Source organism: Halomonas urumqiensis (genome assembly GCF_003028575.1).
In the GTDB taxonomy this organism is placed as follows: domain Bacteria; phylum Pseudomonadota; class Gammaproteobacteria; order Pseudomonadales; family Halomonadaceae; genus Halomonas; species Halomonas urumqiensis.
This window is the reverse complement of record NZ_PYUD01000009.1, coordinates 1-13,869: the sequence shown is the minus strand read 5'-3', so window position 1 is coordinate 13,869 and position 13,869 is coordinate 1. Positions and strand designations below refer to the sequence as shown.

The window sequence follows — 13,869 nt, the reverse complement described above, 5'->3', positions numbered from 1 at the left end:
ATGTGATTCTGGACGGAAAGTCTTCATTGACAGGGAAATATTCAAGAAACGGCTGATAGGTAACCGCTGAGCATTGATAGCCAAAGCAATGGGGTGGATGATGGGGATCGAACCCACGACAGCCGGAACCACAATCCGGGGCTCTACCACTGAGCTACATCCACCACTGCTTTACGCATACTGCGGGCACCTATTGCTGCGAGCACGATGTCACATGTACCGCAGTAAGTGCTGAAAGACCTGTAAGGCATTGTCAGTGCTGTCACGCTTCGAAATGGGGTGGATGATGGGGATCGAACCCACGACAGCCGGAACCACAATCCGGGGCTCTACCACTGAGCTACATCCACCATATCGCAACGTGCCTGAGGGTTGCCATCTTGACCGCATGGCGCGCCCAGCAGGACTCGAACCTGCAACCTACGGCTTAGAAGGCCGTTGCTCTATCCGATTGAGCTATGGGCGCATTCTACTTACCAGGTCACCGTGCCGCAACATTGATCAGAAAAATCCTTCAGATCAATATGTTGTGGTCGGAGTGGAGGGATTCGAACCCCCGACATCCTGCTCCCAAAGCAGGCGCGCTACCAGACTGCGCTACACTCCGCCGGCAAACAACGGGCCTGACGCCACCGCAGGGGCCTCGTCGAGCGATGCGTATTCTACGTGACTTCCCTGCGGAGTCAAGCACCCAGAGCCGCATCCCGTTCGGCAGCGCTTTGTTTCCCCGCCCCGCCATGCGAAAATCATGGCACTTTCACCCGTGGCTGCCATGCACGACAAGCAGCCGCATCACCCACCCTACCCGCTCGAGGATGCTCGATGACCGCCCAACTGATCGATGGCAAGTCCATAGCCAGCCAAGTTCGCCAGCGCGTTGCCCGCCAAGTGCAGGCACGTAACGCTGCGGGGGCGCGTGCTCCAGGGCTAGCCGTTGTGCTGGTGGGTGAGGATCCAGCGTCCGCCGTTTATGTGCGCAACAAGCATAATGCTTGCCTCGAGGCCGGTATCGAATCGTTTCGACATCAATTGCCTGTTGATACCTCCCAGGCCGATCTCGAGTCTCTGGTCGATCAACTCAATGCCGACCCACGCATCGATGGCATTCTCGTCCAACTGCCCCTACCCGCGCATCTCGATGCCCGTCCGATCCTGGAGCGCATACGACCGGACAAGGACGTCGATGGTTTTCACCCCTACAACCTCGGTCGACTGGCCCAGCGGATGCCGCTGCTGCGACCGTGCACACCCAAGGGCGTGATGACCTTGCTCAGCGAATCAGGCCTTGCGGTACGTGGCCTGGATGCCACGGTGGTGGGTGCCTCCAATATCGTTGGCCGCCCCATGGCACTGGAGCTCATGCTGGCCGGCTGCACCACGACGGTTTGCCACCGTTTCACACGCAACCTCGAAGAGCACGTACGGCGTGCCGAGCTGCTTGTGGTGGCCGTTGGCAAGCCCGGGTTGGTAAGGGGCGAATGGGTACGCGACGGGGCGATCGTCATCGATGTGGGCATCAACCGTCAGGATGACGGCCGACTCGTCGGCGACGTGGATTTCGAGATCGCTTCACGTCATGCCGGTTGGATCACTCCGGTGCCCGGCGGGGTTGGCCCGATGACCGTGGCCACATTACTCGAGAACACGGTCCATGCGGCCGACCTGCACGACGCCACGAACTGATCGACGAAGAGTGAGTCTATTCTGGCGCATTCGCAGCGCATGACGCACTTGGTTAGAATGGTCGCTTGATCTGAATTCCCGATGCGAGGTTCGCCCATGAGCGACAAGAAGATGAACGTCGAAAGCTTCAACCTTGATCACACCAAGGTGAAGGCTCCCTACGTACGCCTGGCTGACATCAAGACCGGCGAACGCGGTGATCGCATCCACAAGTACGACATGCGTATCTGCCAGCCCAACCAGGCGCACATGGATATGCCGGCACTGCACTCCCTCGAGCACCTGATGGCCGAAATGTCACGCAACCACTCCGACAAGGTGGTCGACATCAGCCCGATGGGCTGCCAGACCGGCTTCTACATCGCGATGCTCAACCACGACGATTACGAAGGTGTTCTCGAGCTGCTGCAAAAGACCCTGGAAGACATACTGGTCGCAACGGAAGTTCCCGCCTGCACCGAGTTGCAGTGCGGCTGGGCGGCCAGCCACAGTCTCGAGGGCGCGCAACAGCTGGCCCGCGACTTCCTGGCGAAACGCAACGAATGGGCGGACGTCTTTGCATGAAACGGATTGGCATCATTGGCGCCATGGCGCAGGAGGTCGAGCGTCTCGCCGCCCTGCTGGAAGATCGGCAAACCCGCCGCCATGTAGGCTCTACGTTTCATAGCGGAAGACTGCATGGGGTTGAAGTGGTCATCCTGCAATCCGGCATCGGCAAGGTGAACGCCGCCGTGGGTACCACACTGCTACTGGACATCTATCAGCCAGAAGTGGTCATCAACACCGGCTCCGCCGGTGGCTTTGGCAAGGGGCTTGCGATCGGCGATATCGTCGTATCCAGCGAGGTTCGCCACCACGACGTCGACGCCGTGGTATTCGGCTACGAGCACGGCCAGGTTCCCGACATGCCCGCTGCCTACCATGCGGACTCACGGCTGGTTGCCATAGCCCGGGAATGCGTGGAATCGCTTGGTGAAGTTCGGGTTGTCGAAGGCCTGATCGCCACCGGCGATGTGTTCATGGCCTGCCCCGAGCTTGTTTCCAAAACGCGCTCGCGTTTTCCGACCATGCTTGCCGCCGAGATGGAAGCCGCGGCAATCGCCCAGACCTGCCATCTCTACGGGTGTCCTTTCGTGGTGATTCGCGCGCTGTCGGATATCGCCGGTGGTGGTGACAACCATCTGAGTTTCGAACAGTTCCTCGAAAAGGCTGCCACCCACTCTGCTCGCATGGTGGAAGCCATGGTGGCAAGGCTTGCGCAACATGACGCGTTTCAGCCCGACGTACACGACGCCAAGGCGTAGAGCATGGCGTCACGGCCCCGCCGTGGCGCTGGTTCTCGCCTTGGGTGTGTCGATGCTGCTGGGCGGCTGTGGCACAACGGCCACGCACCTGACAAGCAACGGCTTGGCCGCGCCCGACATGCTCTCGACGAGTGCCAGGCCCCATGCCTTCGCGTCGCTTCCCCGGCAGATATATACCCCGCCCGACTGGCCTGAACCGCTTACCGCCCGGGTCAACCTGCCCAGCTCCCGCGACACCGCAGCACGGCCTGCCGCCCTGCTGGTTCACGGGGGCGGATGGCGGAATCGCACCCCTAGCGACATGGATGAAATCGCCGAACAGCTGGCCGCACGCGGTTATGTGACGGTGAACATCGAACATCGCTTCGCCCCCGAGTACCGGTTCCCCGCTCAACTGCACGACCTTCAGCAGGCCATGCACTGGCTGCATGACAATGCCGAGGCTTGGCGAGTCGACACTGACCGCATTGTGGGGGTTGGCTACTCGTCAGGGGGCCACCTGGTGAGTCTGCTGGCCCTGGGTGGGGCCGGTGGCCCGCTTGCCGATCCACATGGCGGAGAGCATGCACAGCTGGCGGCGGTGCTCGCTGGCGGAACGCCAACGGACCTGTTCAAGTTTGACGACGGGCGCCTGGTCGTTGAATTCCTTGGCGGTACCCGCGCCGAAGTCCCCGATCAGTATCGCCTGGCCTCGCCGGCTCGCCAGCTCAGCCAGCAGGCCCCGCCGTTCTTTCTCTTCCATGGCACCTGGGACCAGCTGGTGCCAGTGGACCATGCCACCGACTTCCATGAGGCCCTGGTCGCCAACGGCGTGGAGGCGGAGCTCTATTTACAGCGTTGGCGGGGGCATTTCCTGAGCTTTCTCACGCGTGGTGGCGCCATCGATGCTGGTCTCGACTTCCTCGACCGGCAAATCGGCAATGATTAGCCCCAATGCGCTAGCCGACCAGCTTCCAGTCCAGGGCCTCACCGGCCAGCAGAGGCACGATGCGATGGTCACCGATATAGGGTAATGACGCAGGAAGTTCCCAGCGCTCACGAACCAGCGTGATGGTGGACGTGTTGCGCGGCAAGCCATAGAAGTCGGGGCCGAAATGACTGGCGAATCCCTCCAGCTTGTCCAGCGCGCCCGCCAGCTCGAACGCCGCGGCGTAGAGTTCAATGGCGATCGGCGCGGTATAGGCACCGGCACACCCACAGGCACTCTCCTTGTCACCCTGGGCGTGCGGCGCGCTGTCGGTACCCAGGAAGAACTTGCCACTACCCGAGGTGGCAGCCGCCAGTAGCGCCTGACGATGCCGTTCACGCTTGAGGATCGGCAAGCAATAGTAATGTGGGCGTATCCCGCCGACGAGCATATGGTTGCGGTTGAACAACAGATGATGAGCGGTGATGGTCGCCGCCACATTGGCCGGGGCGGAGGACACGAACTCCGCGGCGTCAGCCGTGGTGATGTGTTCGAAGACCACCTTCAGGGTCGGATGACGAGCAAGCAGCGGTTTCATCACCTGTTCGATGAATACCGCCTCGCGATCGAAGATATCGATCTCGGCATGCGTTACCTCGCCGTGAACCAGCAGCGGCATACCCAGACGCGCCATTGCCGAGATGGCCTCATCGCAGTTGGCAATATCCGTGACACCGGAGTCTGAATTGGTCGTGGCTCCCGCAGGATACAGCTTCACCGCATGTACCAGGCCACTGGCATGGGCGCGCTCGATTTCCTCGGCTGGTGTCATGTCGGTGAGATACAGCGTCATCAGTGGCTCGAAACTGCTGTCTTCCGGCAGCGCGGCTAGAATACGCTCGCGATAGGCCAAGGCCTGCCGGGTGGTGGTCACTGGTGGCTTGAGGTTCGGCATGATGATCGCGCGACCCATCTGGCGAGCGCTTGCCGGTACAACGGCGTCAAGGGCCTGGCCATCGCGCAGGTGGAGGTGCCAGTCATCGGGGCGTGTCAGGGTCAGTGACGTCACGGGCTATCCTGTCATTGTTTGGCTGGAGTGGATGGCCAGTATACCGGAAGCCTTTGGCAAGCACTTGCCATGAGGTACTTGTCCTGGTGATGGGCCAATTGATCGTTCCGAATAGCCAATTGTCGATATTGGCGTCGCAAGCGCTTCACCCTGCGCTGAATTCCCGTATCATGCCCGGCAACACACTCGGGGGATAGACTATGCCGAAGGTACGCCACTATGCCGATCTGGTTGCGATCCTGGCCGGCCTGATGTGGCTGCTGGTGTTCTGGTCGATCAGCTTGTCGGCTTGGCTTGGAAGCATCGAACCCACCCTGGCCGCACTGCTGCTGCTGGGCACCTTGGTGCTGGTGAGTTTCGTGCATCGTCCGATCAGAATCTTGCTGCGGCGCTACCATGTGCGCAAGCGACGCACCGAGATGTGGATGCATATTCTCGCACTACCCCTGACCCTGGCCTTTCTGATCGCGGTGATCGCTGAAACGCTACTTCCCCCTTTGAGCGGTGTTCAAAAGGTGTTGCTTTTCAATGTTTTGGCTACCGCCGGATGGCTGGTGTTCGTGGCGACGCTGCTACTCAAGCTACTGATACACCTGATCAGGCAGCGCGGGAAATCGCAGGTCTAGTGCAGAAACACTCAGAAGCGCTCGGCCCGAAACGGAGCCATCGGCACATCCGGGGTCTCTCCCTCCATCATCTGGGCCAGCAAGTGCCCCGTGACGGGGCCCAGGGTAAAACCATGATGGCCATGGCCGAACGCCAACCACAGCCCGGGCTGGCCTGGGGCGGGGCCGATCACCGGTTTCATGTCCGCAATGCAGGGACGTGCGCCCTTCCAGGGTTCGGGATCGATTCGCTTACCGAGCGGGAACAACCCACGCGCCACCTTCTCGGCCGCCGCCAGTTGCTGCCAATGGGGTGGCGCCTCGAGTCGCTCCAGTTCCGCACCGGTGGTCAAGCGGATGCCGGCCCGCATGGGTGCCAGCAGATATCCCACTTCGGCATCCATCACCCAGTGATCGAGGCTTGCCGTATCGGGCATCGCGTAATGCATGTGGTAGCCCCGCTTGACGAATAAAGGCACGGGAATGCCGAACCCAGCAAGCCAATTACTGGACCATGGCCCCAACGCCATGACGACTCTCTCACCCTCGATCGCGCCTTGGTCGGTACTGACACGCCACCCCTTGCCGTCTCGAGAAATTCCGGTGACCCCAGCCTGAACCAGTTGCCCACCCTGCTGCCTGAATGATTCTGCATAGGCCTTCACCAAGCCTCCAGGATCAGCAACCGTCCAGGGTTGCTCCCAGTGGATGGCGCCCGCAAGCCCATCCACAAGATGCGGTTCCATGGCGGAAAGTGCTTGCGCATCGAGCACACGGGAAGCAATGCCAAAGCGCTGGGCATCCTGATCGGCGTCGCGGCTGCGCTCGGCAAGCCCTTCAGCGCTGCGATATACCTCGAGCCAGCCTTGCTTGCGGATCAGCCCCTCGGCGCCGGCAGCCTTGATCATCGGGGCATGTGCCTGCAGTGAGAGTGCGATCAGCGAGGCGTAATCGGAAACGATGCGTGAATAGCGCTGCGGGGCCGAATGGTGCCAGTAGCGCAGCAATGGCAATGCGGAGCTGACCATGCCGCCAGGGCGATAGCGGATATCAACCTGCCGGTTAGGCAAGACACGCATCAACGTCCTCAGGTCTCGGGGGAACGCATAGGGGCGTACGGCTTCGCGCTGGATGATGCCGGCATTTCCAAACGACGTTTCACCGCCCGGCTCCCGGCGGTCTACCAGGGTCACGGCATGCCCACGGCTGGCCAGGTGCCAGGCTACGGATACGCCGACCATGCCCGCTCCAAGGACAATGATCTCACGAGACATCTCAGCTCCTCCCTGCCGATGCTGCTGCACTTGCGCCAACGTGCTCCGAGCCCAAGCATTGGTGACGACAGTCTAACAGGGTGTCGCGACTCACTCGCCTTTGACCTGCAACTTGGTACGAATAAAATCAGCATGACTGACATGCATCAGGTCCGCCAACTGGCGGATACGATGCTCTTCGAGAGGATGATGTTCCCCATCGGCCAAGGCCAGCGCCCACATCATGCGCACGAGCTCGACGCGCTGTTGGTAGGAATAGTGCTGCTTGACGAGGCTAACGAACTGATAGTGGTCCACGGAATTCTCCACCTCATCCTGGGCGAGTGCCATTAGCTCATCGATATCGGCTTCACTCATCCGAAAGTGCTGCGTCAACAGCGCCCGCAGTGTCGCCAGCTCCGACGGGGCCGTATGAAAGTCAGCGCGCATGATTTCACACAGCAGGGCCGCCGCCGCCAATTCAAGCGTCGGTGATGACTCGTCTGGCTGCCCTGGGTTGGCCATGACCTGCCGAAAAAAGCGCTGAACGGATTCGAGCATGTTGTGCTCCTGTGCTGGTTCAGTATCGTGTGACTTCCTATGGACATGCGGGTTCACCAGGCCATCTCATGCCTCTGACACTCAAAATCAACTAATTCAATGTGTTGGTATTGACAAGCGACGCACTGAGGGGCAAGCAACCACTAAGCCCAATGGCTTAGGAATCCTCGCCTTCATTGCCTAACCCACCTAGAATTAAGAGATTACTTATTCGCTTCGAGCTCGCCAATGCCTCCTTTGCCACCGCGTCATAGCGTGTCGCACGGGCGCCGCCATTTCCTGGTGGGCCTCGGGACACTGATGGCGGCTGTCGGGCTGGGCTTGGGCCCTGCAACGGTGGATGCCAACCTCGACACATCCAAGTTGCGAGAGACCATGCACCAACGCTATGGAAGCGCTGGTGTCAGGGTCCTGGAGGATTGGTTCGATCTCCTCGGACGTCTCGCCGGTGCCTCTCTGGACGCCAAGCTGCGCGAGGTCAATAACTTCTTCAACCGCCGCGTGCGCTGGGTCGATGACAGACAGGCCTGGGGTCAGGAGGATTTCTGGGCCACTCCGCTGGAAACCATGGGCAACGGACAAGGCGACTGCGAGGACTATGCCATCGCCAAATATGTGACCCTCAAACAGCTCGGTGTCCCAGGGCAGCAGTTGCGCATGATTTATGTTCGTGCCCGCATAGGACGCAGCCAAACCACTCAAGCGCACATGGTGCTGGGCTACTACACCACACCCAGCGCAGAACCGCAGATTCTTGACAACCTGGTCTCGTCGATCTCTCCCGCATCCCGTCGCAGCGACCTGGATCCGCTGTTCAGCTTCAACAGCGTGGGCCTGTGGGCCGGCGGGAGCAGTAATTCGCGCGCCGACCCTCTGGCCAGGTTGTCACGTTGGCGCAGCGTTGTCGTGCGCATGCAGGAACAGGGTTTCAGTTGATTCACACTCATCACGCGGGTACTACACCTCCTGGGAGAACAACAACATGTCGCTTATCAAGCAGATATGGTTGACCATTCTGGTGCTGCTGCTGCTGGCCTTCGGCGGCAGCCTGTTCATCGGGGTCTCGAGCAGCCGGCACTACATCGAGCAGGAAGTGGAGATCAAGAATACCGACAACGCCAACGCACTGGCACTCTCGATGACTCAGCTCGACAAGGACCCGGTCAACATGTCGTTGCTGTTGGCGGCACAATTCGATACGGGCCACTATCGCCTGATCGAACTTCGCTCCCCTGAAGGCGAGATCATCGAACGCCGCGAAGCGGAGACACACATCGACGATGTGCCCGCCTGGTTCGTCAACCTGGTTCGCTTCGACGTCGCTCCCGGCCAAGCGGTCATCCAGGATGGCTGGCGGCAATACGGCACACTGCACCTGCAGAGCCAGCATAGTTTCGCCTACCGCTCATTATGGCGAAGCACACTTGAATTGGCCGGGTGGTTTGCAGTGGCAGGCTTGCTGAGTCTGGCCCTTGCTGCATGGATAGTACGCACCATCAAGCGTCCGCTGAGCGCCGTGGTCGAACAGGCGCGCGACATCGGCGTTCGCCGTTTCACCGTATCCGATGAGCCTCGTACTCTCGAGCTGCGCGAAGTGGTTCAAGCAATGAACCAGTTATCCACCAGCGTTCGGGACATGCTGGCAAACGAAAGCGAAAGGCTGGATCAACTGCGACGTCGCCTTCAGCATGATGCCGTCACCGGCGTGCTGAATCGCGACGCCTTCATGGGTCAGCTTCGCATCACCCTGGAGCGAGGCGATCAACGTGCCTCGGGCACGCTGGCGCTAGTCCGCTTGAGTCGCCTCGGTGAGGTCAGCGCGACACTCGGCCATCATCAAACCAACGCCTTGCTGAAAGCCCTGGCAGGACAGCTCGAAGTGCTCGGCGACAACCATGGTGACGGGGTGGTTGGCAGACTCGGCGGGGGTGACTTCGCAGTGCTGGTGCCAGGACATGTCGAACCTGCCGCGTTGGCAGATGAATTAGCCGCCATGCTGGCCACGCTCAAGGCGTCGGAAACTCATGTATCGCTGGGCCTACCATCGGCGTTCATTGCCTACTCACAAGGCGATCGTGTGGGTGCACTGATGTCGAGTCTCGACGGCACGCTGGCCGCTGCGGAAGAGCAAGGGGATCTTGTGTCTCTGATTGCCGAGGGCTCTGCACGGCTAGCGCTCTTCAATACCCATGCCGAATGGCGTACCGCGTTGCAAGAGGCCATGCAGACCGGCGTCTACCTTGGTCACTTCCCGGTGTTGGACAGGGAACATCACCTGCTGCATCTGGAATGTCCTTCTCGGTTGCGTCTCAAGAACGAGTGGCGGCCGGCCGGCGTCTTCATGCCGTGGATATCCCGGCTCGAACTCAATGAAGAACTCGATATGGCCGTGGCGCGTGCATCACTCAAGGAAATCGCCCGGCATGGCAAGCCACTCGGCATCAACCTCTCGGCATCATCGGTTCGGAGTGCGCGGTTCGTTCTGGATTTTCGAGCCCTGTTGGAGTCTCAGCGGGAATTGGCCAACCAACTGTGGGTTGAACTGCCTGAATCCGTGGCGCTGCATGATCTCGAGAATTTCCGCAGCCTGTGTCGCGAACTTCAACCCTTCGGCTGCAAACTTGGCCTCGAGCACGTGGGTCGGGAGTTCCGCCGTATCTCGGATCTGCAGGATCTTGGCCTGGCTTACCTGAAATTCGATGCCTCGCTGGTCAAGGGGGTCGATAACAGCCCCGAGCAGCAGACAATACTGCGCGGCATGGCAACCCTCAGTCATTCGGTAGGCATACTGGCTATCGCCGAAGGCGTGGATACCCTCAAGGAACGCGAGGTATTGGTCGAACTCGGCCTGGATGGCGTGACGGGACCCGGCATTCGCCAGCATGACAGGCCCGGGTGATGCCGCTATTCCATGAATCCAGGAAGTCGACGATGAAGTGAGTCACATCAGATCACTTCATCGTCGTCTTCATCGCCACCCACCAGATTCAAACCATTAAGCCGGCGACGTAGCGACTGGCGATCCATGAGCTTATCCTGGGCGGCCTCGGGGAGGTCCATGAATCGAATCACGCCTTTATCCATCATCAGCTCGATGACATCTTCGAGCACACGCACAAATGCCAGATCTGATGCATGAAAACGTGCTCGCCCCCCGCCGGCGGACTCCTCCATCAGGAAATCCAGCAGTTCGGGTGAATCCGCCGCCAGCGACTCACTGCACTCAGGTGTTTGATCACGGCTGACCAGTTCGATGCGACCATCGTCGCCACGTTTGACGTACATGGTTAACTCCTAACAGATAGCAACTAAATGCGGCGATCCCGGTAAAAGTAAACGTCATGGTAATAGACCTTACCCGGCACCTGCCAGGTAAGATCATCCACACGGTTGCATGGCGAATCACTGGTCGAGCTTCAACTGCTGCTCCGTCAGCATCCGCTCGAGTATGGAAGCCGAGTCACCGCCGCTGACCGTAACGTCTTCCAGGGTGATGACCTGGTCGGCATTGCTGCCGTAGGCATCGATGCCCCCTCCCGACTTGATGGAAAGCACGGTATCGCTGCCATCCTGTTCGGCATAGATATACTCCCCGATGGTATCCGCATCGGCATCGCCCAGGATTTCGGCAAGATCGAGCACATCGTTACCATTGCCGAAATCGGTAATGACATCCTCCGCGGCCTCCTGACCAGGTTCGGCCTCGTCACCCAGGTACCAGGCGAAGACATCATCGCCGGCACCGCCTGTCAGGGTGTCATCACCAGCCCCGCCGACGATCAACTCATTGCCCGCACCACCGACCAGAACATCATCCTCATCCCCGCCCATCAGAGTCTCATTCTCCGCTTCGACGGAGTAGGCTGACGCAGTCATCAGGCTGTTTATCTCACCATCATCGGTCTCAGGCGTATTGATCACGACATTAAAGGTAGCAATATCGCCATCCTCGTCAGACACATTGACGCCGAAGGTCTTTTCAGGGATGTCTTCGGAATAGGTATTGTACACATTATAGGCATACGCCCCGGTATCGAAATCGACCTCGAGCCTGCCCTGCCCATCGATACGCACGCCACCGTCGGGCAGTTGCGTGGTGCCACCCGCACCATCAGCCGTGTAGGTGACGCCATCGACGACGATACTGTCGACCTGGATGTCACCATCCCCACCAGTCACGCTATCGAGCAAGTTGCCGGTGAGCGAGAAGGCACCGGGAATCACGATGCCATCCACGATATCGTCGAAGTCATCAGTATCCTCGACGTAGATCGGGTCTTCCACCTGCGAATCGCCATCGGAGAGAATTTGCTCCAGCATCTCCGACAGCAACTGATTACCGTCTGCATCTTCATTGATACCGAAGGCCTGTACTCTGTCGAACACATTTTTTACCAAGTCCTGCCAGGCGAGCAGAATATTCTCATAGGTGTCTTGATAATTTCGATAATCGCTACCCGTGAATTCATAGGGTGAGCCATCGCCCATAAAATAGGCGATTTCCTGGTCGGCAGAGGGCACCCCTGCGTTATACGCGTTTACGACCGCTTCAAGCCCTTCGCCGGGGTCGGTCCCCCCCTTATCCTTGTAAAGGAAGCCTTGCGCATTGGTGCCTGACCCATCCTGCCAACCGGTTGACTCTGAATTGTACCCCCAGAACTGCACAATATTGACGTTGACATTACTGTCTTTCAGATACTGGCTGATGATGCTATCGATCGCATCTTCGGTCAGGTCAATATCCCGGTCGCTCATCGACGCTGACACATCCACGATAAAGGTCACGTTGGTCGTGGGTGTCACGGGGATGCTCTCCATAGTCTCGTCGGCATCCGAGGCCGTGGGCACGCTATTCTGCAGGGTTATCGTGGCAGTTGCCGGGGCGCTGGTGTCTCCATCCCGGTCAGTGAGGGTGTACTGGAAAGTGACATCGCCCTTCTCCGCCGGCGCTGGTTCGTAAGTGAAAGTACCGTCGTTGTTATTGATCAATGTGCCGTTGCCACTGAGGCTGCCGTCAACATAATTCACACCGGTGGCCAGCTCGACCCCATCAGCGCCCGCGTCGTCGTTGGCGACGACGTCAATGATGACCGGGTCTCCCCTGTTCGCTTGGGTGGCGGAATCGTCTTCCACACTCGGGCCGTCGTCGCGGAACACCAGGTTGGCCCCCAGGTTCACGGTGCCACTCACACTATCGAGGTCACCGTCGAAGGCTCTGGCCGTCAAGTTGATGGCCTCGGCGGGTAACCTCACCGCATCATTCGGGTCGGTCTCATCCGGATGCTTGAGTGCACGCTCCTGGGTCAGCGTTACATTGCCATTACCGTCGACACTGACGGTGAATACCCGCTGATCGCTGTTCTCGGTGCGGCCTTCCACGACCCCACCGACCACACTCAACACCACCGCGTGGTCCGTGGCGGTATCGACCAGGTTGGTGGCGATACTGGTATTGATACCGAGCTCGTATTCCACCCGGCCTTCACCGTCGGCACCGAAATCGATGTCAAAGGTATTGGCGAAATTGGCGGTTGCCGCAGTTCCCAATGCGGATTCATCAACAGTCAGAGTCTCCAGGTTGCCGGCGATCGTCGTGATAGAGGGTTCATCATCCAGGAACACCACCTTCGCGCCGATAGCTAGGCTTTCGCTGGTGCTATCACCATCGTTGTCGGTGGCCGTAGCCGTGAAGCTAATGGCGTTCACAGGCAATGTCAGCTCATCGTTGGAACCGCCACCAGCCGGGTGTTTCATAGCTCGGTCTTGAGTCAGAACCAACCTCTCGACACCGTTACCCCAGGTAGAGACTGTAAAGACCAACTCATTGCTTGTTTCGGTCCTTCCCTCTACATGGCCCTGTGTGTTCAAACTCAACACCACGGCCTCACCGCTCACGGTATCGGTCAAGCCAGTGGCGGTAGCAATAGCGGGGTCGATGCTCAGCGCATACTCCAGGCTCTTCTCACCGTCGGCACCGAAGTCGATGGTGAATGCAGCCGAATAGTCCACGAAGGCAAACTCCCTGCTATCGGGATCGGCAAGGAAGGTTTCATTAACGACAAGTTCATCAAGCTGGCTGATATCGGTGGTGATGCTCGGGCCGTCATCGCGGATGCTGAACAGACCGCCCGCGCCGAGGTCGATGGCGGCGCTGACGCTGTCGCCGTCGGCATCGGTCACCGTTTGCTCCAGTGTCAGCTCGTCGGCGTCTAGAACAAGGCTGACCACGTCGTCGGCGTCCGTGTCGTCGGGGTGCCAGACGTTGGCGAGTTGCGTGAAGGTGACCTCGCCATCGCCGTTGACGTCGATGGTGAAGATCACGTCCCCACCCGCCCCGGCTTGGCCTTCGATGATGCCGCCGTTGTCGACCAGCACGATCGCCTCGCCCTGGCCATCGGCGGCGTTGGCGTCCAGCGCGTAGAGGCCGGTGGCCACGTTGGTGGCGCCCAGCGTGAGGCTGTAGGCGATGCTGCCGGCACCGTCGCTG

General features: G+C 59.6%; 12 protein-coding genes and 4 tRNA genes. 7 read left to right on the top strand and 9 right to left on the bottom strand.

All coding sequences use genetic code 11. The features are described from left to right. Positions 1-89 precede the first annotated feature (89 nt). The 4 genes from C6V82_RS16315 to C6V82_RS16300 form a co-directional block, all read right to left on the bottom strand. A tRNA-His gene (locus C6V82_RS16315) sits at positions 90-164 on the bottom strand. Between the two features lie 111 nt (positions 165-275). Next, positions 276-350: transfer RNA gene (locus tag C6V82_RS16310), tRNA-His, on the bottom strand. Positions 351-389: 39 nt separating this feature from the next. Continuing rightward, positions 390-466 (bottom strand) — tRNA-Arg (locus C6V82_RS16305). A 64-nt stretch (positions 467-530) separates the two neighbouring features. Continuing rightward, a tRNA-Pro gene (locus tag C6V82_RS16300) sits at positions 531-607 on the bottom strand. Between the two features lie 215 nt (positions 608-822). Between C6V82_RS16300 and folD the strand changes: the two genes are divergently transcribed. From folD to C6V82_RS16280, 4 genes are all read left to right on the top strand, one after another. Next, positions 823-1,683 carry a bifunctional methylenetetrahydrofolate dehydrogenase/methenyltetrahydrofolate cyclohydrolase FolD gene (gene folD / locus C6V82_RS16295; protein WP_102587296.1) on the top strand — a complete coding sequence of 287 codons (861 nt, stop codon included), beginning with the start codon at positions 823-825 and terminating at the stop codon, positions 1,681-1,683. A 96-nt stretch (positions 1,684-1,779) separates the two neighbouring features. Further along, positions 1,780-2,247: an S-ribosylhomocysteine lyase gene (locus C6V82_RS16290; protein WP_102587295.1), complete on the top strand. Its 468-nt coding sequence runs from the start codon at positions 1,780-1,782 to the stop codon at positions 2,245-2,247. Continuing rightward, positions 2,244-2,987, top strand: a complete 744-nt coding sequence (mtnN, locus tag C6V82_RS16285) for a 5'-methylthioadenosine/S-adenosylhomocysteine nucleosidase (RefSeq protein ID WP_102587294.1) — start codon at positions 2,244-2,246, stop codon at positions 2,985-2,987. The genes C6V82_RS16290 and mtnN overlap by 4 nt, the downstream gene beginning before the upstream one ends. 52 nt (positions 2,988-3,039) lie before the next feature. After that, positions 3,040-3,915, top strand: a complete 876-nt coding sequence (locus C6V82_RS16280) for an alpha/beta hydrolase (protein ID WP_229843242.1) — start codon at positions 3,040-3,042, stop codon at positions 3,913-3,915. Between the two features lie 10 nt (positions 3,916-3,925). Here the strand turns inward: C6V82_RS16280 and pyrC are convergent, their stop codons facing one another. Then, positions 3,926-4,963: a dihydroorotase gene (gene pyrC / locus C6V82_RS16275; RefSeq protein ID WP_102587292.1), complete on the bottom strand. Its 1,038-nt coding sequence runs from the start codon at positions 4,961-4,963 to the stop codon at positions 3,926-3,928. A gap of 200 nt (positions 4,964-5,163) precedes the next feature. Between pyrC and C6V82_RS16270 the strand changes: the two genes are divergently transcribed. Continuing rightward, positions 5,164-5,589: a hypothetical protein gene (locus C6V82_RS16270; protein ID WP_102587291.1), complete on the top strand. Its 426-nt coding sequence runs from the start codon at positions 5,164-5,166 to the stop codon at positions 5,587-5,589. Between the two features lie 11 nt (positions 5,590-5,600). On the opposite strand, the gene C6V82_RS16265 is transcribed toward C6V82_RS16270, so the two are convergent. Together C6V82_RS16265 and C6V82_RS16260 are read right to left on the bottom strand one after the other, a co-directional pair. After that, complete coding sequence (locus C6V82_RS16265) at positions 5,601-6,842, bottom strand: NAD(P)/FAD-dependent oxidoreductase (RefSeq protein ID WP_102587290.1); 1,242 nt, start codon at positions 6,840-6,842, stop codon at positions 5,601-5,603. Positions 6,843-6,932: 90 nt separating this feature from the next. Further along, entirely contained in the window at positions 6,933-7,382 is a 450-nt protein-coding gene (locus C6V82_RS16260; protein WP_102587289.1) for a tellurite resistance TerB family protein, read from the bottom strand. Between the two features lie 300 nt (positions 7,383-7,682). Between C6V82_RS16260 and C6V82_RS16255 the strand changes: the two genes are divergently transcribed. Together C6V82_RS16255 and C6V82_RS16250 are read left to right on the top strand one after the other, a co-directional pair. Continuing rightward, complete coding sequence (locus C6V82_RS16255) at positions 7,683-8,318, top strand: transglutaminase-like cysteine peptidase (protein WP_102587367.1); 636 nt, start codon at positions 7,683-7,685, stop codon at positions 8,316-8,318. A gap of 46 nt (positions 8,319-8,364) precedes the next feature. Next, positions 8,365-10,281: an EAL domain-containing protein gene (locus tag C6V82_RS16250; RefSeq protein ID WP_102587288.1), complete on the top strand. Its 1,917-nt coding sequence runs from the start codon at positions 8,365-8,367 to the stop codon at positions 10,279-10,281. Positions 10,282-10,328: 47 nt separating this feature from the next. Here C6V82_RS16250 and C6V82_RS16245 read toward each other — a convergent pair whose 3' ends face one another. Both C6V82_RS16245 and C6V82_RS16240 read right to left on the bottom strand, forming a co-directional pair. Then, positions 10,329-10,667, bottom strand: a complete 339-nt coding sequence (locus tag C6V82_RS16245; RefSeq protein WP_102587287.1) for a tryptophan synthase subunit beta like protein — start codon at positions 10,665-10,667, stop codon at positions 10,329-10,331. A gap of 117 nt (positions 10,668-10,784) precedes the next feature. After that, positions 10,785-13,869 (bottom strand): DUF5801 repeats-in-toxin domain-containing protein (locus tag C6V82_RS16240; protein WP_219908168.1); only part of this gene is annotated, 3,085 nt, incomplete at its 5' end.